The organism is Ginsengibacter hankyongi (genome assembly GCF_008710285.1).
GTDB lineage: Bacteria > Bacteroidota > Bacteroidia > Chitinophagales > Chitinophagaceae > Ginsengibacter > Ginsengibacter hankyongi.
In genome coordinates this window covers 1764035-1784985 of record NZ_VYQF01000001.1, presented here as the reverse complement: position 1 = coordinate 1784985, position 20951 = coordinate 1764035, and the positions used below count along the sequence as shown (strand labels likewise).

Genomic DNA, 20951 nt, shown 5'->3' with positions numbered 1-20951 from the left:
AATTTTTTATCGTGTAAAATGATATATTTTTTCTGTTGTATTGCCTGCTTCATCCTGCACAGAAACTGTTAATTCGTGCTTTCCACGCGGGCACATTTCATCAAATTTATAGATGAACAGGCGGCCTTTATCATTGGTAAACATAAGCCAGTTTCCATCGAGTTCTGCCCTGAAATTTTTTATTTCTTTATTATTATCTTTTGGAATAAAAATAATACGGGAAGCTTTTGAAAGGTTGGCATTATCATGGAAGCCTCCTGCGATAACAGGCGGTTCATCATCTGCAATAAGTTCAAAATTTCCAAAACTTTTGAAATGTGCTGTAAACCATTCACGCTCTCCCGTTGCTTTCACAACTTCAGTTTTATCTTCCCATGTTCTTTTAATAAGCATCCTGTCCGCAAGTTGCGGCGGTACGGGCTTATCTGCTCTTAATCTTAACGTGAAATTATCGTGTACAGGAACAAGTCCTGACTCCAGCGCATGAATATCAGAATAAGATGCGGAAGAAATTACCTTTTCACTGGAATGCCTAAACGCAAATGAATCGTACAAGGCTTCTGATCTTAAAATCAATTGTACATTTTCATTTTCAAATATGTTTACAAAACCGGGATGAAATTCCTGTTGGTCATAATAAGATACAGCCTCACTTCCTAATCCATTTTCATGTATTAATCCTTTTTTAATATTAAACCCAAGCGTGGAAGTGTTTCCATAAGTGTCTTTAACAACAATTTTTATTTCGTGTACGGCTTCATCTGTAAGGGCTATTACGCCATCACCGCTAAAATCTTTATAAATTCCTTCAGGATAACCGGGTAACCTTGAAAGATGTTCTATAAAAGGGCCGCCTGCTTCTCGTGTCTTATAATCAATGTGGGCGTTAACATATCTTGATTCATCATAAGTAATGCTATCTATTTCAAATCCCACAACGGGTTCTTCATCAAAATACAGAACGGCTTCATATATTCCATTAGGATTGGTTGAGCCGGTAAATTTATCATTTGCTGAAATCCCAAAACTTACTTTATTGCTATTAACTGTTATAACGGGTTCAATTGTCGTGTATCCGCCTTTTATTTTTTTCAGGGGAAATAATTTTGGCGATTGACTGTAAGTGCTGATAGTTCTATCGTATACGGCTAAACGCACTATTGTCGGTGGAACATTATCAGGAATCGGCATTCCAAATAAGAGCGGGTTTAAAACTTTATCAGTTTTTGTATCTCTTATTTCAAAGTGGCAATGCGGCCCTTGCGAACCGCCTGCGTTGCCGCTAAATGCGATAAACTGGCCTTGCTTTACCGGGAACATACCTGGAGGAATATCAAGAAAAACCTGCCATGATTTTAATTTATATTGCTGCTCCTTTACATATTTTTCAAGCGCAGGATAAAAATTATTGAGGTGGCCATATAAGGTCGTAAGGCCGTTGGGATGATTAATATAAATGGCTCTGCCAAATCCAAACGGTTCTACCCTTACGTGAGCTACGTAGCCATCAGCTGCGGCTTTTACCGGCCTGTTTTGAACATGATTGGTGCGGCAATCGAGGCCCATGTGATAATGGTTTGGGCGCAGTTCACCAAAGTTTGCAGCGAGCTCAATTTTCGCATCTACCGGATAAATGAAATAACCTTTTGGATAATTCTTTTTTGGAAAAATCTGCCCATTGGAATTGTAGAAAAAAAACAGGGGAAGTAAAAACAGGAACGGTTTATGCAATAACTCTTTTCGAAGAAAAATCCTTTTCATAATATCTACAAATCTAACAACTAAAAAATTTAAAATAATCATCATGGCTAAAACGACAACCATTGCATCACTCATTCTTGGAGCTTCTATAGGGTTTGCACTTTTAAAATTTTACAGTCTGTCAAAAGAAGAAAGAGAAGCTTTTTTCAATCATCTTAAAAATACAACAAACGATTTATTGGATGACGCTGAAGCAACTGTGGAAAAAGTTGAACAATATATGGATGAAATAAAATTAAAGGGAGAGAACGAATGGATAGAAAAGTTATATGTTTTGAAAAAAATGTTCACCGATTTTTATGGAACTGAGAAAAAGTATCTTCTATAAAGATAGCTTCTTTGTTATCAATCCTTTTTTTCAATTGTTTTTTTCAATAAATCCATATAATTTCTTAAAAAAATCCCCTGATTTAATTTATTGCTTTGCGTTTCAACATTTCAATTTAATTTCGCGGCCACAGAAATATTTAAATGCCGCTCGATAAATCCATCAAATCAGTTTTAATTATAGGCTCCGGCCCTATTATCATTGGCCAAGCCTGCGAATTTGATTATTCAGGAACACAGGCTGCCCGCAGCCTTACCGAAGAAGGAATTCAGGTAATACTTATTAACAGCAATCCTGCCACCATCATGACAGACCCCATGATGGCCGATAAAGTGTACCTGCTTCCATTAAATATTGAAAGTATTGAACAAATCATTGCAGAAAATAATATTGATGCTGTATTGCCTACAATGGGCGGCCAGACTGCTTTAAACCTTTGTAAAGAAGGGGATGAGTTAGGCGTTTGGCAAAAAAATAATATAAGGCTCATTGGAGTTGATATCAAAGCAATTGATAAAGCGGAAGACAGGGAAAAATTCAGGCAATGGATGATTCAAATGAAGATTCCTGTTGCCCCTGCAAAAACAGCCAATTCTTTTTTAGAAGGAAAAGAATTTGCGCAGGATATTGGGTTTCCCTTGGTTATCCGTCCTTCGTTTACTTTGGGCGGAACAGGCGGAAGTTTTGTTCACACAAAGGACGATCTTGATGAAGCATTAAACCGCGGACTTACTGCGTCACCAATGCACGAAGTGCTGGTAGAAAAAGCTATGCTGGGCTGGAAAGAATTTGAACTGGAATTGTTACGTGACGATAACAATAATGTTGTTATTATTTGCACGGTTGAAAATTTCGATCCAATGGGGGTTCATACCGGCGATTCTATTACAGTTGCTCCTGCCATGACATTGAGCGATACAGCTTTTCAGCTTATGCGAAATACTGCAATTGCTATGATGCGTGATTTGGGAAATTTTGCCGGAGGTTGCAATGTGCAATTTGCCTTAAACCCACAAACTGAAGAATTAATTGCTATCGAGATTAACCCAAGGGTAAGCAGGTCATCAGCATTAGCTAGCAAAGCGACTGGTTACCCTATTGCAAAAATAGCTGCTAAGCTCGCCATAGGTTTCACTTTGGATGAATTGAAAAATCAAATTACTCAAACAACATCGGCATATTTTGAACCTGCTTTGGATTATGTTATTGTAAAAATTCCACGCTGGAATTTCGATAAATTTAAAGGAGCCGATGACACGCTCGGGCTTCAAATGAAATCTGTTGGGGAAGTAATGGCTATTGGAAGAAGCTTTGCTGAGGCTATTCAAAAAGCTTGTCAGAGTTTGGAAAACGAAGCAGTGGGATTAGGTTATTATGGCAAGAGCTTAATGTATGCAGAAGAAGTGATCGAATATCTTAAAGTCCCCAAATGGGATCGCATATTCAGGATTAAAGATGCATTGATGATGGGGGTGAGCGTTCGCAGGATTTGCGAATCAACTGGAATCGACAGGTGGTTTATTTACCAGATTCAAAAAATATGTGATTGTGAAAGAGAACTTTTAAAAACAACATTAGAAACTATTTCTCCGGAGCTTTTAACCAAAGCAAAACGTCTTGGTTTTGGTGATGAACAAATTGCCCGCATCATGAAAGATGGCAGCACCGATGAAGATATTTATGAGAAAAGAAAAGAGTTTGGCATAACAAGGGTATACAAAATGGTAGATACCTGCAGCGCAGAGTTTGAAGCGAAGACACCTTATTTCTACAGCACTTTTGAATAAATGTTCATTAAAAATAAATGAGTACCGATATTTTAAAAAACGAGTCAATCCCATCTTCCAGAAAGAAAATTATTGTTTTAGGAAGCGGCCCAAATCGTATTGGCCAGGGAATTGAATTTGATTATTGTTGCGTACATGGTTTGCTCGCCATAAAAGAATGTGGTTACGAAGCCATCATGATCAATTGCAATCCGGAAACGGTTTCTACTGATTTTGACATAGCCGACAAATTATATTTTGAACCTGTTTTCTGGGAACACATCTGGGAAATTATTGAATTGGAAAAACCAGAAGGTGTTATTGTTCAACTGGGTGGGCAAACGGCATTGAAACTTGCTAAAAGGCTTGATGAAAAAGGCATAAAAATCATCGGAACTTCATTTGATGATATGGATATTGCTGAAGACCGCGGACGATTTAGTGATATGTTGAAAGAACTGGGAATTCCTTATCCAAACTACGGCACTGCGTATAATACCGATGATGCTATTGAAGTGGCCAAACAAGTTGGATATCCTGTTTTGGTAAGGCCGAGCTATGTGTTGGGTGGCCAGCGTATGCGAATTGTATTAAATGATGAAGAACTTGAAAAAGGAGTACTAAGTTTATTAAAACATTTGCCCAATAATAAAATTTTAATTGATCATTTTTTAGATCGTTGCCAGGAAGCAGAAATTGATGCAATCTTCGATGGTGATGATTTTCATGTGATGGGCGTGATGGAACATATTGAACCAGCAGGTATTCATAGTGGTGATAGTAATGCAGTTTTGCCTGAATTTAATTTGTCTCCATTGATTGTTCATACAATGGAAGAATATGCGGAAAAAATTGCAAGAGCTTTACACATAAAAGGATTGATCAATATTCAATTTGCGATAAAGAATGGTGAAGTATATGTAATTGAAGCCAACCCAAGAGCATCACGTACTACGCCGTTTATCGCCAAGGCTTACCAGATTCCTTATTTAAATATTGCTACCAAAATAATGATTGGTGCTGCAAAACTGAAAGATTTTACTTTTGAAAAAAAGCTAACGGGCTTTGCAATCAAAGAACCTGTTTTTTCTTTTAATAAATTTCCTAACGTAAATAAAGAACTGGGGCCTGAAATGAAAAGTACCGGCGAATCTATACGTTTTATAAAAGATTTGCGTGATCCATATTTCCGGCAATTATACAAAGAAAGAAGTATGCATTTGAGCAAATAAAAAACCGGTCTTTTTTTTAAAACCGGCTTTATTAAAACATTTCCTTTTAAAATTACCAGTTGCTTAGTCTTATACCAATGTTATAGGGCATAAAATTCAATCTTTTTTGAAAAATAGAATTTGGACTATAAGAACCATATAAATGTGCAGGCCCAAGCCCCAGCTCTGCTATGTAAGAGAACTTCCATTTTTCAAGATCATAATCTCCATGGTTTTTAAGTTTGCCACGTTCGCTGCTTATTTGTTTATTGCGGCTGTTATATAAATATCCTACACTTACTCCTGCACTAAAACTCAGCCCCTTGTTAGTATAATTTGGATTAGTCCTGAAGTTTAACATAAACGGAATGGTAACATAGTCTGCAGCCAATTTATTTTTTGAAAATTTTATTGAATCGCGGAATATAAACGAATGATTAATATCCTGCAGCGTAAATGGATTCGTTCCACTTTCATCAAGGCTTACGGCAGATTTAAAACGATAATTATTCATTTCCAGTCCCAGCCCGTATTTCAGATTCACGTAATGCTTTATTAAATTAAGCCTTTGCATAAAAAACCAAATGTTTACATTAACTGATTTTATTGTTTTTAATTTAAAATCATTTTCAGCTAATGTCGGGGAGCCAGGCCTGTTTACCAGGTAGCCATCCGCTGTTGCAGTTGCGTAATTAGTTTTGTCTGTCCAGTTTGCAAATCCCAAATCAATAATCCAGGAAGCCGTGCTAATGTTTGATTTTTTTTCGTGCCGGGTGTTCCCAACAGTTACGGTCACACGCCTTTTATCGTTAGGCTCGCCTTTCTTTAAAATGATCATGCCTCCAATACGTATGGTATCACTTTTTCTTTGCACCTGTATTGAATCTGTTTGCGCCATGGAAGTGATGGCAAATAGCATCCCCATAAAACCTAAAGCTGTCTTTTTCATTTTTTAATATTTATTAGTCTGAATTTTTTTGTTTAGTTAGACACAACCTGGTGGTCATCTCCTGATAAAAGGCGTGTGATTGGATTACTTCTTTCCACAACACGTTTTACTTTTTTTAAGAAGCCGCCTATTTTAGTTTTTTTAAATTTCTCGGCTGTAACATCATAAAATACATAGTTTTCATTATTATTATCTGCATCGGGAACATAGGAAGCGTTTCTTGCATACGATACAGGTGATGATTTTTCGTTATCATCCGGAACTTCATTTTGTACTGAAACCAATTCTTTTGATGGATCAATTTTAGTTAAAGATGAAGGTTCCTCTTTGGATAAATTATTGACATTATCATTGAAAACAATTGCATCATTTATTTTTTCAGGAAGCTGATTGCTGATATTTTCTTCTTTTGGTTTTTGTTTGTCGGCAACAGTTTTTGCAACAGCGTTATCATTTTTTTGATATAAAGCTTTTGATTTCTTCTCCTGTTGATCATTTGTTTCTTTTCCCGGATTTTTATCAGAAGCCACTGGAGATCGGGCAACAACTTCGTTTGTTTTTTTCTCAGGAAGAATATTTTTTTCAATTATTGGTGATGAATTTTTTGCAGGAATAGAATGTGCAGTTGGCACATTCGATTTACCAGGTTTATAAAAAAATAAATTGGTAATCCATAATCCGAAACCAATGAAAACAGCTGCAGCAAGCATTCTCCAAAACATTAGCGGAACAACCTTCCCTGATTTTTCTTTTTTATATAAAACCTTTTTATTAGGAAAAACAACAGAACTTTCGGGGGTAAGCCTTGCAAGTCCAATTAAATCAAACTCATCTTTTAATTCTTTATGATGAGATAAAAATTCTTCTGTTTCCAGTTTTTCTTTTTCTATCAATTCATTATCGTGATATAAAACAAAAACTTCTTCATAATTTTTTTTATTAATAAAAGCTTCGAGGTCATTTCTAAATAAAAAAGATTTATCAGTTAACTGCACACTTGCATCAGGTTTCGAAATAGTATGATGTATCATCCTGAATTCTTCTTCAAGATCCTTATGCTGCTTAACGAACATTAATACTTCAGCTTTTTCAGAATCGGTCAATTCATTATCGGCATACAGTAAAAAATATTCTTCGTAATTATTTCTGTTGATGTCCATCTTATATCACATTTTCAGGTTTTACCAAATACGTTTTAAGCTGAATCCTTGCACGATGCAGGTACACTTTTACCTGGCTTTCGCTTAACGAGGTAATTTTTGCAATTTCGTCATAAGAATAACCCTCATAATCTTTTAATAATACAAGGCTTCGTTGCGTTTCGCTTAATCTTTGCAAGGCTTCATTTAAAATCTTGTTTATATTATGATGAGGTTGATGGGTCATTTTTGTTTCAGCAGAAAAATCTTCCTGCAATTTTATTCTTTTATTTTTTCTTATATGATCAATCATTTGATGATAAGCTACTGTAAACAAATACGATTTACTACGTTCAGTTTCCACTGTTTCGCGGTTAATCCACAATTTTTCAAATGCAGACTGAACCACATCTTTGGCATTTTCTTCATGTCGCAGATTTTTTACAATAAAACGGTAAACATTATCAGCATAAAGGTTTACACATTTATTATATTCTTTCTCAGTCATACACTCAATTGGTAATTTTTTTGATCGCTTCCCTTTGTTTGACAGTAATACGAAGTTGAATACAAAAAGTTACAATTTCAGTTTTTTCATTTTATGCAAAACTAAAATTTAATGTTTTCGTGTAGGTTTGCACAAGAAACTAAAATGTATGAATGAAAATTTTGCAAAAAGAATTGGAGAAGAACTTGAAGCCATTAGAACGGCCGGATTGTATAAAACAGAAAGAATTATTACCAGCGCTCAGGGGGCAGAGATTGAAGTGGGCGGAAAGACAGTTTTAAACTTTTGTGCCAATAATTATTTGGGATTATCCTCACACCCCAAGGTTATAAAGGCTGCAAAAAAGTATATTGATGAGCGTGGATATGGACTGAGCAGCGTTCGTTTTATTTGCGGCACACAGGATATTCATAAAGAACTTGAAAAAAAGGTCGCCGATTTTTTAGGAACAGAGGATACTATTTTATATGCTGCATGTTTTGATGCAAACGGTGGTGTTTTTGAACCGTTATTTGGTGAAGAAGATGCAATTATTTCTGATGCATTAAATCATGCAAGTATCATTGATGGAGTGCGTTTATGCAAAGCACAGCGCTACCGTTATGAGCATAATAACATGGATGATCTTGAAAGTAAATTAAAACAGACACAACACTTGCGCAGCCGTATAGTCGTTACGGATGGCTCCTTCAGCATGGATGGAACGATTGCACAGCTTGATAAAATTTGTGATCTTGCTGATAAATATAATGCTATTGTAATGATTGATGAATGCCATTCAACAGGTTTTTTGGGGAAAACAGGCAGAGGATCTCACGAATATCGTGGCGTGATGGGAAGAATTGATATTATAACGGGAACCTTTGGAAAAGCTTTGGGAGGCGCAAGTGGAGGTTTTACAACAGGCAGAAAAGAAATTATTGAAATGCTTCGCCAGCGAAGCCGCCCTTATTTATTTAGTAATAGCCTTGCTCCAAGTATTGTGGGTGCATCTATTGCTGTATTTGATATGCTAAGCGAAACGACTAAACTTAGAGATAAGCTGGAAAAAAATACAAAATATTTTAGAAGAAAAATGACCAAAGCGGGATTTGACATAAAACCAGGCGAGCATCCTATTGTGCCTATCATGTTATACGATGCGGTGGTAGCGCAAAACTTTGCTGCAAAACTTTTAGAAGAAGGAATTTATGTGATTGGCTTTTTCTTTCCGGTAGTTGCCAAAGGCCAGGCAAGAATAAGAGTGCAATTGAGTGCGGCACATAAGCAAAAACATCTTGATAAAGCTATTGAAGCATTTACGAAAGTGGGGAAAGAGCTGGGAGTGTTGAAATAAAAGAAAACAAAATTTTGTTTTATAACTTTATATTCATGGAAACAACGTTATTAAATAGAATTACAAATAATCCTGCTATTCTTACGGGTAAGCCTGTTATAAGAGGAATGCGTATTTCTGTTGAGCAAATTTTAAAAATGCTTGCAAGGGGAATTTCGCATGAAGATATACTTGAAGAATTCCCATTGCTGGAAGATGATGATATAAAAGCATGTCTTGTCTACGCAGCTAACATGATTTCTCATGATGTTGAAAGAGCATGATTATGCAAACTTTCACTATTGTAATTGATGTTGGGGTTGGGAGAGTAATTGAGGAATGGCTCTCTCAGCAAGGATATAATATTATTGCAATCTCCAAAGTAAACCCTGAAATGACTGATTATGACATAATACAAATGGCAAATAAAGAGGATGCTATTATTATAACAATGGATAAAGATTTTGGCGAGCTTGTATTTAAAACTCATTTACCCCACAAAGGAATTTTACTATTAAGATTAGATGATGCAGTCTCTGAGGAAAAATTATCCGCGATTCAAAATATTTTACCTGATTATTTAGCACAAATTCAAAATCATTTTTCTGTTTATCAAAATGGTAAACTTAGAATCAGAAATTATACAAATGAGTGAATCATCTTCAACCTTTAAAGCAAAAAGCACTGTTAAGAGCGCAGACCTTGAACACAGGCAAAAAATAAATTTCAATATTGGAAAGTATAATGCCGTTGTTCCACAAGGCAAAAGCCAGTTTGATAATACAGACCTTGTAAGAGAGCGGGCAAAAAATATAAAATGGCGGGCACTTGAAACGCTTGACCAGCAATTAGAGGAGTTCGAATTGAATTTTACAAAACGTGGCGGCAAAGTTATCTGGGCACAAAACTCACAGGAAGCCTTAGACGAAGTTTTAAATATTTGTAAAGAAAAAAACTGCAAGACGATTGTTAAGAGCAAGAGCATGGTTACTGAAGAAATTCATTTGAATCATTTTCTTGAAAAAAATAATATTGAAAGTGTAGAAACCGATTTAGGGGAATACATTCAGCAATTGGACGGCGAACCTCCGTATCATATTGTAACACCGGCAATGCATAAAAGCAAGGAAGATGTCGCAAAGCTTTTTGCTGATAAATTGGGAACTTCTTCTAAACTTTCGCCGGAAGAATTAACGTTAGTAGCCCGTGACAAATTAAGAGAGAAATACCTTCAGGCTGAGATCGGAATTACAGGAGCTAATTTTATCATCAGCGATATTGGCGCTATTGCCATTACTGAAAATGAAGGGAACGGAAGACTTAGCACCGCCTGGCCAAAAACACATATTGCCATTGTTGGAATTGAAAAAGTTATTCCATCCCTTACTGACCTTGCATTGATGTGGCCTTTATTGGCAACTTATGGAACCGGCCAAAAAGTTACGGTTTACAGCAGTATTGTTTTAGGACCCAAACAAGCAGGTGAAAGCGACGGGCCTGAAGAAATGTATGTGATATTATTAGACAATAACCGTTCAACTATTTTAGCGAATCCAAAGCAGCGTGAAAGCCTTTATTGCATAAGATGCGGCGCATGCCTTAATGCATGCCCGGTCTATAAAAATATTGGCGGACATAGTTATGGCGTCACTTACAGCGGCCCGATTGGAAGCGTTATTACGCCGCATTTGCAGGGAATGAGTGAATATAAACATCTGAGTTTTGCGTCTTCTTTATGCGGAAACTGCACAGAAGTTTGTGCTGTAAAAATTAACCTTCATGAATTATTATTGGAAAACCGCAAAGAAAGTGTGGATGAAGGATTAGCAGGGTTTCCCGAAAAGACAGCATGGAAACTTTGGAGAATATCGTCTCTTAGAAGAGGCTTCATGAATATGGGTAATGGAAATCTAAAATCAACAGTAGTTAATAAATTATTTAAAGGCTGGAATAAAGAACGTTCCGATTTACATTTCAGTAAAAAAACTTTTAATGAAATGTGGAAGGAGAGATTAAAAAATGTTGAGTAATTATTTTTGTTCTCTCCTATGGAAAGGGGTTATGGTGATGTTATCAATGCTTAAAATGCCTTAACCCGGTTATCACCATTACCAAATTATTTGCTTTGCAATATTCAATAGAATCTTTGTCTCTTATTGAGCCACCAGGTTGAATAAACGCAGTCACGCCGGCTTCATGTGCAATTTTTACACAATCATCAAAAGGGAAAAAAGCATCACTTGCAACTACAGAATCTTTCAAATCAAAATTGAATTGCGTGGCTTTTGCAATTGCCTGCCGTAAAGCGTCTACCCGCGATGTTTGACCACAACCTTTTCCTATCAATTGTTTATCTTTTATAATTGCAATAGCATTACTTTTTAAATGTTTGCAAACAAGGTTGGCAAATATTAAATTATCCTTTTCTTCTGGTGAAGAATTTCTGCCACCTTCTTCTTTCCATTCCGCAAAATTTCCTTTATCAAAATCCTGTGACAAAATTCCGTTTAAAACAGTTTTTGACATTTGTTTTTGTTGAACAGAATTTTTTGTCTTTAAGAGAATCCTGTTCTTTTTTGATTGAAGAATCTCCAAAGCATCAGCATCAAAACTAGGAGCAATTAAAACTTCAAAAAATAAACTGTTTAAAGTATCTGCGGTTGTTTTATCAATAGATGCATTAGCAATGAGTACGCCTCCAAAAGCGCTCTCGGGGTCGCCGGACAATGCCGCATTGAAAGCTTCATTTACATTTACGCTTTGTGCAATACCGCAAACATTCGTATGCTTAATAATTGCAAAAGTTATTGTACTGCTATTGAATTCATTCATTAATTGTATAGCTGCATCTACGTCTACAAGGTTATTATACGAAAGTTCTTTGCCATGTAATTGTTCAAAAACCTCGTCAAGATTTCCCGCAAAAGATGCCTGCTGATGCGGATTTTCGCCATAGCGCAATACTTTTTTATCAGCAACAAATGGGTTTAAAAAATCAGTTTTATTAAAATAATTTGAAATGGCCATATCGTATCCGGAGCAAACATCAAATGCTTTGGCAGCGAACTGTTTTCTTTCTTCCAAAGAGGTTTCAGCATTCTTTTGCGATAAAATATTTTCCAGGTCGGTATAATTATTTTTATCAGCGATAACCAAAACGTTTGCAAAATTTTTAGCTGCTGCTCTTATCATGGAAGGGCCGCCAACATCTATCTTTTCTATAATTGTTTTTTCATCATCGGTCGATTTAACGGTTTCTTCAAAAGGATACAAATCAACAATTACCAAATCAATTTCGGGAATATTATATTGCTTCATTTCCTGCAAATCACTTTCCATTTCTCTCCTGGCAAGTATGCCCCCAAACACCGATGGATGAAGCGTTTTAACTCTTCCACCCAGTATAGAAGGAAAGCCGGTTAATGATTCAACAGCCACACATGATACGCCGGCATCTTCTATAAATTTTTGCGTGCCACCGGTTGTATAAATGGTGATATTATTTTCTTTTAAAAGTTGAATAATTTTTTCTAATCCATTTTTATAATAAACAGAAATGAGAGCGGATTGTATTTTTTTTTGCATGAGATGGCAAAGAAATTGAGCTTTATAAATCAGTTACAAATGCACCCTGTTCAGAAACTGAGTGGAAGCGCAAATGTAATTCTTCGCAATCTTTTTTCCATTTTTCAATTTTCCACAGAGGGTTGGATGCATCGAAAATATAAACACCACATTCGAAAACCTTTGCCAGACTGGACATAAAGAGTTTTGGATTTTTTGATATGATAATATAATCAACATTTATTTTTTTTGATAATGGTTTAAAATCTACAGCGGAGTCAATCATTAAAATTCTTTTCCCATGAAATCCTACGAAATTCTTTTGCTGAAATAATGATAAAGTATCTCCTTTTGTAAGCATCAAGGAAATCCGTTCCGGCTTTAAATGGAAATTTTGAAGCAAGCCTTCCTCTACAAGATCGCTATCTCCATAAAAATGGTAAGCATTACCTTCTATAAAATCAATTGCCTTATGAGAAGGCACATTGTAAACAATTAATTTTTTTTGTTTTGCAGCATTCCACTTATTTAAAGCAATTAATCCTGAAAGTAGAAGAGTACTATAAATTCCTAGTTTAAAACCGATGTTATTTTTTCTGAGTAACCAATAGAGAAAGAAACTTATTATGAGATATAAAATTATAGTTTCTGTAACCGTTATTGAAATGCCATCCCACAATGAAAAGGGAATAGCATTAATAAAAATTACGGCATGATTTAATAACCAGATTGAAGCCATAACGGCTTTTCCGAAATACAAAGCCAGGAGATGTATTGGTGAAATAGCTACAAGAAAAATACATCCCCACAATGCAATTGTTGAAAGTGGAATTGCCACTACATTAGACAATAAAAAGAGTAAAGGAAACTGGTGGAAATAATAGAGGCACAGCGGCAAAGTGAAGATTTGGGCTGTTAATGAAACTGCCGCGAGTTTCCATATTTTATTTAATAATTTACTACTAAAATAAAACCAATTAAAAACATACTTCTGTGCAATTACAATACCCAATACAGCACAATACGAAAGCTGGAAACCAACATCCCAAAGCATAAAGGGATCATAACAAAGTAATACAAATGCTGATGACGCCAATGAATTATAAATGGACGCTTTTTTACCAAAAGTTGCTCCTGTGGCTATGAAAGTGAACATTACTGCAGAGCGTAACACAGAGGCAGATGCGCCGGTTAATAAAGAGAAAAACCATAAACAAAATAGTATGATGAAGAGCCGGATAAATTTTGATTTTTGTATAAATGAAATTTTGCCCGTCACCCATAACAGCATTGCGTAGATTAATGCAAGATGCAATCCTGAAATAGCTATTAAATGAACAACTCCTACATTGCTGTAAGCCTGCACGAGGTCTTTATCAAGATCTACTTTATAACCTATGAGCAATGCTTTAGCAAGTGATGATTCATCGGTGCCTTTTATATTATCATCCAGCACATTTACAATGTACCGTTGCGTTGTAAAAATTGCCTGCCTGAAAGTATTGGCGTCATCACTTTTTAATAAGCTCCAATCTGTTTGTTTAAGGTAACACTGATGAAAAATTTGTTGGAAGGCACAATAACGTTTATAGTTAAACGCAGCAGGATTGCCTGAATTTTTTATTTCCTGTAAATCTTTCTTTATAATCACCCTGCTTCCATAGACAAGCTTTTTTGCACTGGAATCTTTTGAAAAATAAAGCAACAATTTACCGGTAACGGGATAAACAGAATCCTTTTTTATAATGGCTTCAACATTAGCCAATGATTTATAAGATTTACTCTTTTCAACCGGCGGCTCACTTATAGTTCCAATAATATAAGAACTTGTGTCATACGTTTTACCATACCAATCTGAATGATTGCGGACATCTTTATTCCATGTGAGGAAAAGCCCGGCATTTATGAGAAAGCCTGTAATAATAACTCCATTTACAGGTTGCAGTCTAAAGCGATATACAAGTGGCAGTAGGTTAAATGTAAGGAAGGCCAGCGATAAAATTATGGCGATAATAAGTAGAATATAAATTTCTACTTTAAAATAATACCCGGTAAGAATTCCTGTTATAACGGGTAGCAATAAACGCAGAAACGGCGCCTTCTTCCATATAAATATTTTATAGCTTTTTGCCATTTAGGTGGCATTTGATTGCAAAAATTACATTCCTGAGTAGTAGCAAAAAAATGGGTGGTTCTTTCACACGGGAAAGAAATCAATTAGAAATTTAAAAATACAATTTTAATTGAATTATTAAAATGCGATAGAGAAATTATTCAGGAGGGAGCGTTTGTTATAAATCGATTTATTCAATCCAAAACTTCATAAGCCATAAATGACTTTGATTTATTTTTCATTTTTACATGATCAATAGCTTTACAGTTAAAAGATTCTTTCACCTTGGCCCATGAATCTTCTGAAATAAGAATCTGTCCCGGCTTCGCAGCGTCCTGCAAGCGCTGCGCAGTATTTACAACATCGCCAATGACCGTATAATCGAGGCGACGCAGTTTTGCGGAACCAATATTTCCTGAAATCATTTCGCCGCTATCTATACCTACCGAAACCTTTGGGATATACGATGATATGGCAGACTCTGGCCCCAATTCTTCAATATGTTTGCGGATGGCAAGGCTTGCATCAATTGCCCTGTCCAAGTGAAATCTTCCTTTAAAAATTGCAAGTATGGCATCTCCTATAAATTTATCTACATAACCATCCTGGGCGATGATTTCCTTTACCATAATATCAAAATATTTATTCAGCATCTGCACAACCGTATCAGCAGGTTCTTTTTCAGTAATAGCGGTAAAGCCCGAAATATCTACAAAAGCAACGGTGGCCTCAATCGTTTCATTAGCCATAAGTTGAGTTTCAAATTCACGCCCGTTCATGAAATTTAAAACGGTTTTATCAACATACATTTTTAAGATATTATTTTCTTTAATTGCATCTAGTGTTGAGTGAAGCTGAGAAACATATTCGAGCGTTTTTTGAATAGTAATACCAAGATCATGAAAATTAACGGGCTTACAAACAAAGTCGAATGCACCGCGATTCATAGCGGTTCTTATATTTTCCATGTCGCCATAAGCGGAAACAATTACTGCCTTGGTCAGCAGGTGTAATTCATTCAATTTTGACAATAAGGTAAGGCCGTCCATTTCCGGCATATTGATATCGCTCAATAAAACGTCGATACCTGGATCTTGTTGTAGTTTTTTTAGTGCTTCATTTCCATTTGCAGCGAAAATAAATTCATAAGTGTTCTCCCTAATCTCCTTCCTGAATTTTTGCTTAATGAGCACTTCAAGATCTGCCTCATCATCTGCCACTAAAATCTTTGCCATTAATTTTTTAGTTTTAATTTTTCTTTTAATAAATTAAAATCAACCGGCTTAGTAAGAAATTCGTCAGCGCCCAACTTCATTGCCTGGTTATAATTTTCTGTGTCGCCATAGGCCGTTATCATCATTACAACAGGCGGTGGGTTTTCATACTTTTCTTTTATATGCCTTAATAATTCAAGTCCGCTCATTCCCGGCATATTTATATCTGAAAGAATCAATACTGCTTCATGATTAAGTTGCTCCAGGTAGCGAAGCGCATCTTCACCTGAAAAAGCAAATGCAAATTCCACCTGGTGCTCTCTAATTTCTTTTCTAAACCGTTGCTGAAACAAGGTTTCCATGTCTTTTTCATCGTCTACTACTAATATTTTCATATTGATTTCAATTTTTCTATAAAATTAACCTTTATACCGGCAGATGAATAGTAAATTCAGTGCCGTCATTTTCTCTTGTGTTTACTTTTAATTCTCCATTATGTGCTTTAATTATATCATAGCTTAGCGACAAGCCTAGTCCCGTGCCCTGCCCGGTTGGCTTGGTTGTAAAAAAAGGTTGAAAAATTTTATCCAATACTTTTCCAGAAATACCATTACCATTATCTTTTACAGAAATTAACACGCCTAAACCTCCTGAAGGGAGCTTTACAGATTTTGTGCTGACTGCAACTGTTGGCTCATAACCATTGCTGGTTTGCTTCTTCTTTTCGGTTACTGCATAAAACGCATTCGTAAAAAGATTAAGAATTACTCTTCCAATATCTTGGGGAACGATATTAATAGTGCCGATCTTATTATCAAAATCGGTTTTCATTGTTGCATTAAAAGATTTGTCTTTCGCCCGCAATCCATGGTAGGCCAATCGAAGATATTCATCTACCAGTGCATTTATATCTGTAGGTTCTTTTGTGCCGCTGCTGCTACGGCTGTGTTGCAACATACCTTTTACAATAGCATCTGCACGTTTGCCGTGATGATTAATTTTTTCCTGGTTTTCTTTAATATCGTTTGCAATAAGTTTTGCCTCTTCAAAATTACCCTTATCAATTTCTTCTTTCATCTCTTCAATTAATTCTGCATTTACTTCAGAAAAATTATTTACAAAATTTAAAGGGTTTTGTATCTCGTGGGCTATTCCTGCAGTAAGTTCACCCAATGAAGCCATTTTTTCTGATTGTATCAATTGGGTTTGGGTAGCCTTTAATTCAGCGAGCGTGCTTTCCACCTGTTCTTTTTGGCTTCTCAATTCGGCTGTTCTTTCCCCCACTATTTTTTCAAGCTCTTCTTTTCTTGCCTCCATCCATTTTTTTTGTTCTTCTTCCTGCTTGGTTTTTTCATGTTCTCTCTGCAGTGCTTTTTGTTGCCTGTTAGATACAATAATCATGGCCGCCATCCAAACTATTGAAAATATTGTAGCGATCTGCAGGTAATTATCAACTATTTTATATTGTTGAAGACTTATAACTTTAAAAAGATCGGCGGCAAAGGATAAGATTGCAAAGGGCAGCACCGCAAACATTAAAGGGCGGGCAACAATAAATTCTTTTTTTATAAATGCGATATAAATTATTCCAAGTAAAAGAGCATGCCAAATCCATTTGGTTATAAAATCCAGGTGAAAGATAACTTCTGCTGCAAAAAGTGCTATGATGCCATAAAATAAAATTTTAATGGGTTGATCCCATGGATCGAGTGCGTTAGTATTTAGCAATAATCTGCGCACCCTGCGAAGCAGAAAAAAACAAATAAACGGCTCAGCCAGCATAAAAAATATTTACCTAAAATTACTTCTAAAACCGTACAAAAGAATATTTATATCTTAATTAGAAAGCGGGTAATTCTATTAATAAATATTGCCATTTTCATTTTCGTGTATGCGATTATAAATTACTATCAATTTATGAATTAACAACCAAAAGATCTCTAAGGGAGGTTGCTGACAACATTAAAAGATAAGATGAAAATGAAGCCTGTTTTTTTTATGCACCTGTTTATTAGCCATTCCCGAAGCAAAAATTGTATTAACAATTCTTTCTAAGAGATAAAGAATATTAAAGCATCTTATTTACAGAAACATTTTTTAAACGCTTAAAAATTACAATTATGAAAAAGATTTTTACATTATTATTTTCTGTAGGATTTTTTGCTACCTCATTTGCACAAACGAATAACCGTGATAACAATAATAGAAATGATCAGCATGTTACAGCAAAATCAAATGATGATTATAAAAAGTTGGATAATCATCGTGATGATATTTATAACTTTCCTGCAAAAGAAAGGGATAGGGAAATCGCTAAAATCAACAATGATTTTAATTTCAAAATAAAATCAATAAAAGGCAATCATCGTTTAAAAAGAAGCCAAAAGAAAATGTGGATTCAGAAAATTCAATCTGAAAAAGCTCAGCAAATACAGGCTGTGAACGCAAAATTCAACAGTAAATACAATGCAGCTTTTAATGAGCATGTAAAACAATATGATAAACACACGGATTAATCATTCTAAACATTTTAAAAATAAAAAGCCCTCTGAAGAGGGTTTTTTTATTGCCTGATTTTTTTCATTTACGGTGTACAAAATCCCGTATTGATACAATCGAAACTTTTTAGCATAAAAAGTTTTGTTGCTTTTTAAAATGGATTCATCCTTAACATTTTTTATTTGCTGTATTAACATTTCATTTTTTAACCTCGGCAACAAAATACAATCTCATAATAAAGAAACATTTTTAAACAATTAAAAATTTAAAACGATGAAAACAATCAAACACATTCAAAAATTATTTGGCCCCCAATTTTGGGACTTTACAGCCCCATCTAATTTTACATGGGTCTATAGTTACTAACACGTGCATACGCACTAAACAAATTTATAAAACAATCAAAATTTAAGGAGCATGAAACAGATTTTTACACTCTTAATTTCTTTAGGCGCTTTCGCCACTTCTTTTGCACAATACAGTCCGCGCCATAAAGATGATGGTTATGTTTATAATGAAAGCAAACGTTATGGAGGAAATTTTTCCCCAAGGGATAAAGCCTTCCAGGTTGAGAGAATAAACCGTGAGTACGATTTTAAAATTAACGGAATTCGGAAAAGCTGGAACCTTAGTCGCCATCAAAAAAAAGTAGCGATCCGCAGTTTGGAAAGAGAAAGGGACAGGAAAATACACATGGTAAATGAAAGATTTTATGAAAGACAAAGAAATTATGATCATAAATGGCATGACAGATAGTACGATAGCGTTATCTAACCCGCCTGTTTATTTTAGGACCCCGCCTTTTGGCGGGGTTTTTCTTTGATATAAAATACATTTTGTAAAATAGTAAACACGGCTGATCTACCTAAAATAAAGAACTGCGACATTACTATTTGCCAATCTTTGTACCATCTTTGCTGCACATTTTCCGGGATACAACAATTTGGATATAATTTTGAATGTAATTAAACAACTATGTATTTTAAAAAATCGCGGGATTATTTTATTTCAAAAAAAGTTGACGGTTTTTTTATTGATTTGAATAACGCATTACAATTTGTACTGCGTTTTTTTAAAGAAGTGTTTAAACCCCCTTATGAGTTTAAAGAAATAATAAGACAATGTTACCAGGTTGGCTATAAATCTCTTTTCCTGATTACCTTAACGGGCTTTATAACAGGCCTCGTTTTTACAAAACAATCACGTCCTTCTCTATCAGAGTTTGGTGCAGCATCGTGGCTACCTTCTCTTGTGGCAATTGCCATAATTCGGGCCTTAGCGCCACTGGTAACTGCTTTAATTGCTGCGGGGAAAGTAGGATCAAATATAGGAGCCGAACTGGGTTCAATGAAGGTTACGGAGCAGATAGATGCAATGGAAGTTTCTGCCGTAAATCCATTTAAATTTTTAGTAGTTAGCAGGGTATTGGCAACTACGCTTATGGTTCCCATGCTAATGTGCTATACAGGCGCTGTTGCCATGTTAGGCGCTTTTTTAAATGTTCACCAAAACGAGATGACGAGTTTTGTTTCGTTTTTCCAGGCCGCTTTCGATAAAATTTCCTTCCTTGATATTTTCGCTTCCTTAATAAAAAGTGTCGTTTACGGCTTTACCATTGGAATTGTTGGCTGCTACAAAGGATTTCATGCCAGCAACGGAACTGAAGGTGTGGGAAAATCCGCCAATTCTTCCGTGGTGCTTTCTATGTTTCTCATATTTGTTGAAGAAATATTAATTGTTCAAATCACTAACAGTTTCAGAACTTAAATGGAAATTGAAAATAAAAATATAGATTATAATAAATTAATAATTTCTGTAAGGGATTTGTATAAATCGTTTGGCGAAAATCATGTATTGCAGGGAATTAATCTCGATGTTTTTGAAAAAGAAAATGTAGCAGTGCTTGGCAGATCCGGAACCGGTAAATCGGTACTTATAAAAATTATATGTGGGTTATTGAGGCCAGATAGTGGAACGGTAAATGTTTTGGGTAAAGAGGTAGATAAATTAAATGATAAAGAATTAAGAGAACTTCGTTTACAGGTAGGATTTTCGTTTCAGAACAGCGCTTTGTATGATAGTATGTCGGTGAGGGAAAACCTTGCTTTTCCATTGGTGAGAAACGCAAGGCACCTGACGAAAAAGGAAGTTACAAGCCAGATTGAATCTGTATTAAGCGATGTAGGTTTATCTCAAACAATCAACCAAATGCCATCGGAACTTTCAGGTGGCCAAAGAAAAAGAATTGGTATAGCACGCACTTTAATTTTACGCCCGAAAATAATGTTATATGATGAGCCAACTTCGGGCCTTGACCCTATTACAAGCATCGAGATTAATAACCTTATTAATTTGGTAAGGCAAAAATTTAATACAACCTCTATTATAATTACACATGACCTTACCTGCGCAAAATCAACCGGCGACAGGGTTGCAATGTTGTTTGATGGGAAGTTTATAAAGGAGGGTACTTTTGATGAAGTTTTTAATACAGACGACGAAAGAATAAAAAACTTTTATAATTATAATTTTATTAATCAATTGTAACATGCCTGGTAATGTTAGCGATAATCTGAATAAGACA

The 20951-nt window shown here is 35.4% G+C and carries 20 protein-coding genes; 11 read left to right on the top strand and 9 right to left on the bottom strand.

All coding sequences use genetic code 11. From position 1 onward, the window contains the following. Positions 1 to 6 precede the first annotated feature (6 nt). On the bottom strand, positions 7 to 1761 hold the full coding sequence (locus tag FW778_RS07505) for a M23 family metallopeptidase (RefSeq protein ID WP_202552106.1): 1755 nt from the start codon (positions 1759 to 1761) through the stop codon (positions 7 to 9). A 43-nt stretch (positions 1762 to 1804) separates the two neighbouring features. Here FW778_RS07505 and FW778_RS07500 point away from each other — a divergent pair, with 43 nt between their 5' ends. From FW778_RS07500 to FW778_RS23415, 3 genes are all read left to right on the top strand, one after another. Next, on the top strand, positions 1805 to 2089 hold the full coding sequence (locus FW778_RS07500; protein WP_150413980.1) for a hypothetical protein: 285 nt from the start codon (positions 1805 to 1807) through the stop codon (positions 2087 to 2089). 143 nt (positions 2090 to 2232) lie between these two features. Further along, positions 2233 to 3876 carry a carbamoyl-phosphate synthase large subunit gene (carB, locus tag FW778_RS23420; protein WP_235906124.1) on the top strand — a complete coding sequence of 548 codons (1644 nt, stop codon included), beginning with the start codon at positions 2233 to 2235 and terminating at the stop codon, positions 3874 to 3876. 17 nt (positions 3877 to 3893) lie between these two features. Continuing rightward, a complete protein-coding gene (locus FW778_RS23415; protein WP_235906116.1) occupies positions 3894 to 5087 on the top strand; it encodes a carbamoyl phosphate synthase preATP-grasp domain-containing protein in 1194 nt (397 codons plus the stop codon). Between the two features lie 52 nt (positions 5088 to 5139). Here FW778_RS23415 and FW778_RS07490 read toward each other — a convergent pair whose 3' ends face one another. The 3 genes from FW778_RS07490 to FW778_RS07480 are packed head-to-tail and all read right to left on the bottom strand — an operon-like array spanning position 5140 to position 7662. Next, entirely contained in the window at positions 5140 to 6015 is an 876-nt protein-coding gene (locus tag FW778_RS07490; protein WP_150413979.1) for an outer membrane beta-barrel protein, read from the bottom strand. A 32-nt stretch (positions 6016 to 6047) separates the two neighbouring features. Further along, positions 6048 to 7175 carry a hypothetical protein gene (locus FW778_RS07485; protein ID WP_150413978.1) on the bottom strand — a complete coding sequence of 376 codons (1128 nt, stop codon included), beginning with the start codon at positions 7173 to 7175 and terminating at the stop codon, positions 6048 to 6050. 1 nt (position 7176) lies between these two features. Then, positions 7177 to 7662: an RNA polymerase sigma factor gene (locus FW778_RS07480; RefSeq protein WP_150413977.1), complete on the bottom strand. Its 486-nt coding sequence runs from the start codon at positions 7660 to 7662 to the stop codon at positions 7177 to 7179. Between the two features lie 148 nt (positions 7663 to 7810). On the opposite strand from FW778_RS07480, the gene kbl reads away from it, so the two are divergent. From kbl to FW778_RS07460, 4 genes are read left to right on the top strand one after another with little or no spacing between them, the layout of a single operon-like run. Beyond that, complete coding sequence (gene kbl / locus FW778_RS07475; RefSeq protein ID WP_150413976.1) at positions 7811 to 8998, top strand: glycine C-acetyltransferase; 1188 nt, start codon at positions 7811 to 7813, stop codon at positions 8996 to 8998. Between the two features lie 35 nt (positions 8999 to 9033). Beyond that, positions 9034 to 9261 (top strand): DUF433 domain-containing protein, encoded by a 228-nt coding sequence (locus tag FW778_RS07470; protein ID WP_150413975.1) that lies wholly within the window; start codon positions 9034 to 9036, stop codon positions 9259 to 9261. Positions 9262 to 9263: 2 nt separating this feature from the next. Further along, the gene (locus tag FW778_RS07465) at positions 9264 to 9632 is read left to right on the top strand and encodes a DUF5615 family PIN-like protein (RefSeq protein ID WP_202552105.1); all 369 of its coding nucleotides are present in this window, start codon (positions 9264 to 9266) and stop codon (positions 9630 to 9632) included. Next, positions 9625 to 11007 carry a LutB/LldF family L-lactate oxidation iron-sulfur protein gene (locus FW778_RS07460; protein WP_150413973.1) on the top strand — a complete coding sequence of 461 codons (1383 nt, stop codon included), beginning with the start codon at positions 9625 to 9627 and terminating at the stop codon, positions 11005 to 11007. Before FW778_RS07465 ends, FW778_RS07460 begins: the two co-directional genes overlap by 8 nt. Positions 11008 to 11050: 43 nt before the next feature. On the opposite strand, the gene purH is transcribed toward FW778_RS07460, so the two are convergent. From purH to FW778_RS07435, 5 genes are all read right to left on the bottom strand, one after another. Continuing rightward, positions 11051 to 12562 (bottom strand): bifunctional phosphoribosylaminoimidazolecarboxamide formyltransferase/IMP cyclohydrolase, encoded by a 1512-nt coding sequence (gene purH, locus FW778_RS07455; protein WP_150413972.1) that lies wholly within the window; start codon positions 12560 to 12562, stop codon positions 11051 to 11053. A 22-nt stretch (positions 12563 to 12584) separates the two neighbouring features. Further along, positions 12585 to 14675, bottom strand: coding sequence for a ComEC/Rec2 family competence protein (locus FW778_RS07450; RefSeq protein WP_150413971.1), 2091 nt, complete (start codon positions 14673 to 14675; stop codon positions 12585 to 12587). A 173-nt stretch (positions 14676 to 14848) separates the two neighbouring features. Then, complete coding sequence (locus FW778_RS07445; RefSeq protein ID WP_150413970.1) at positions 14849 to 15889, bottom strand: adenylate/guanylate cyclase domain-containing response regulator; 1041 nt, start codon at positions 15887 to 15889, stop codon at positions 14849 to 14851. Then, complete coding sequence (locus FW778_RS07440; RefSeq protein WP_150413969.1) at positions 15889 to 16263, bottom strand: response regulator; 375 nt, start codon at positions 16261 to 16263, stop codon at positions 15889 to 15891. The genes FW778_RS07445 and FW778_RS07440 overlap by 1 nt, the downstream gene beginning before the upstream one ends. Positions 16264 to 16294: 31 nt before the next feature. Beyond that, a complete protein-coding gene (locus FW778_RS07435; protein WP_150413968.1) occupies positions 16295 to 17650 on the bottom strand; it encodes a sensor histidine kinase in 1356 nt (451 codons plus the stop codon). Between the two features lie 338 nt (positions 17651 to 17988). On the opposite strand from FW778_RS07435, the gene FW778_RS07430 reads away from it, so the two are divergent. From FW778_RS07430 to FW778_RS07415, 4 genes are all read left to right on the top strand, one after another. Continuing rightward, a complete protein-coding gene (locus tag FW778_RS07430) occupies positions 17989 to 18384 on the top strand; it encodes a hypothetical protein (protein ID WP_150413967.1) in 396 nt (131 codons plus the stop codon). A gap of 400 nt (positions 18385 to 18784) precedes the next feature. Continuing rightward, complete coding sequence (locus FW778_RS07425) at positions 18785 to 19123, top strand: hypothetical protein (RefSeq protein WP_150413966.1); 339 nt, start codon at positions 18785 to 18787, stop codon at positions 19121 to 19123. Between the two features lie 219 nt (positions 19124 to 19342). Then, positions 19343 to 20134 (top strand): MlaE family ABC transporter permease, encoded by a 792-nt coding sequence (locus FW778_RS07420; RefSeq protein ID WP_150413965.1) that lies wholly within the window; start codon positions 19343 to 19345, stop codon positions 20132 to 20134. After that, positions 20135 to 20914, top strand: a complete 780-nt coding sequence (locus FW778_RS07415; protein ID WP_150413964.1) for an ABC transporter ATP-binding protein — start codon at positions 20135 to 20137, stop codon at positions 20912 to 20914. Positions 20915 to 20951: the final 37 nt, after the last annotated feature.

Excerpts from the sequence above, each read along its gene's own strand:
- FW778_RS07445 (WP_150413970.1), bottom strand. The coding sequence starts at position 15,889 with ATGGCAAAGATTTTAGTGGCAGATGATGAGGCAGATCTTGAAGTGCTC.
- FW778_RS07425 (WP_150413966.1), top strand. The coding sequence starts at position 18,785 with ATGAAACAGATTTTTACACTCTTAATTTCTTTAGGCGCTTTCGCCACT.
- FW778_RS07460 (WP_150413973.1), top strand. The coding sequence starts at position 9,625 with ATGAGTGAATCATCTTCAACCTTTAAAGCAAAAAGCACTGTTAAGAGC.
- FW778_RS07500 (WP_150413980.1), top strand. The coding sequence starts at position 1,805 with ATGGCTAAAACGACAACCATTGCATCACTCATTCTTGGAGCTTCTATA.
- kbl (WP_150413976.1), top strand. The coding sequence starts at position 7,811 with ATGAATGAAAATTTTGCAAAAAGAATTGGAGAAGAACTTGAAGCCATT.
- FW778_RS07450 (WP_150413971.1), bottom strand. The coding sequence starts at position 14,675 with ATGGCAAAAAGCTATAAAATATTTATATGGAAGAAGGCGCCGTTTCTG.
- FW778_RS07470 (WP_150413975.1), top strand. The coding sequence starts at position 9,034 with ATGGAAACAACGTTATTAAATAGAATTACAAATAATCCTGCTATTCTT.
- FW778_RS07440 (WP_150413969.1), bottom strand. The coding sequence starts at position 16,263 with ATGAAAATATTAGTAGTAGACGATGAAAAAGACATGGAAACCTTGTTT.
- purH (WP_150413972.1), bottom strand. The coding sequence starts at position 12,562 with ATGCAAAAAAAAATACAATCCGCTCTCATTTCTGTTTATTATAAAAAT.
- FW778_RS07465 (WP_202552105.1), top strand. The coding sequence starts at position 9,264 with ATGCAAACTTTCACTATTGTAATTGATGTTGGGGTTGGGAGAGTAATT.
- FW778_RS07435 (WP_150413968.1), bottom strand. The coding sequence starts at position 17,650 with ATGCTGGCTGAGCCGTTTATTTGTTTTTTTCTGCTTCGCAGGGTGCGC.
- FW778_RS23415 (WP_235906116.1), top strand. The coding sequence starts at position 3,894 with ATGAGTACCGATATTTTAAAAAACGAGTCAATCCCATCTTCCAGAAAG.
- carB (WP_235906124.1), top strand. The coding sequence starts at position 2,233 with ATGCCGCTCGATAAATCCATCAAATCAGTTTTAATTATAGGCTCCGGC.
- FW778_RS07430 (WP_150413967.1), top strand. The coding sequence starts at position 17,989 with ATGAAAAAGATTTTTACATTATTATTTTCTGTAGGATTTTTTGCTACC.
- FW778_RS07420 (WP_150413965.1), top strand. The coding sequence starts at position 19,343 with ATGTATTTTAAAAAATCGCGGGATTATTTTATTTCAAAAAAAGTTGAC.
- FW778_RS07485 (WP_150413978.1), bottom strand. The coding sequence starts at position 7,175 with ATGGACATCAACAGAAATAATTACGAAGAATATTTTTTACTGTATGCC.
- FW778_RS07415 (WP_150413964.1), top strand. The coding sequence starts at position 20,135 with ATGGAAATTGAAAATAAAAATATAGATTATAATAAATTAATAATTTCT.
- FW778_RS07505 (WP_202552106.1), bottom strand. The coding sequence starts at position 1,761 with ATGAAAAGGATTTTTCTTCGAAAAGAGTTATTGCATAAACCGTTCCTG.
- FW778_RS07480 (WP_150413977.1), bottom strand. The coding sequence starts at position 7,662 with ATGACTGAGAAAGAATATAATAAATGTGTAAACCTTTATGCTGATAAT.
- FW778_RS07490 (WP_150413979.1), bottom strand. The coding sequence starts at position 6,015 with ATGAAAAAGACAGCTTTAGGTTTTATGGGGATGCTATTTGCCATCACT.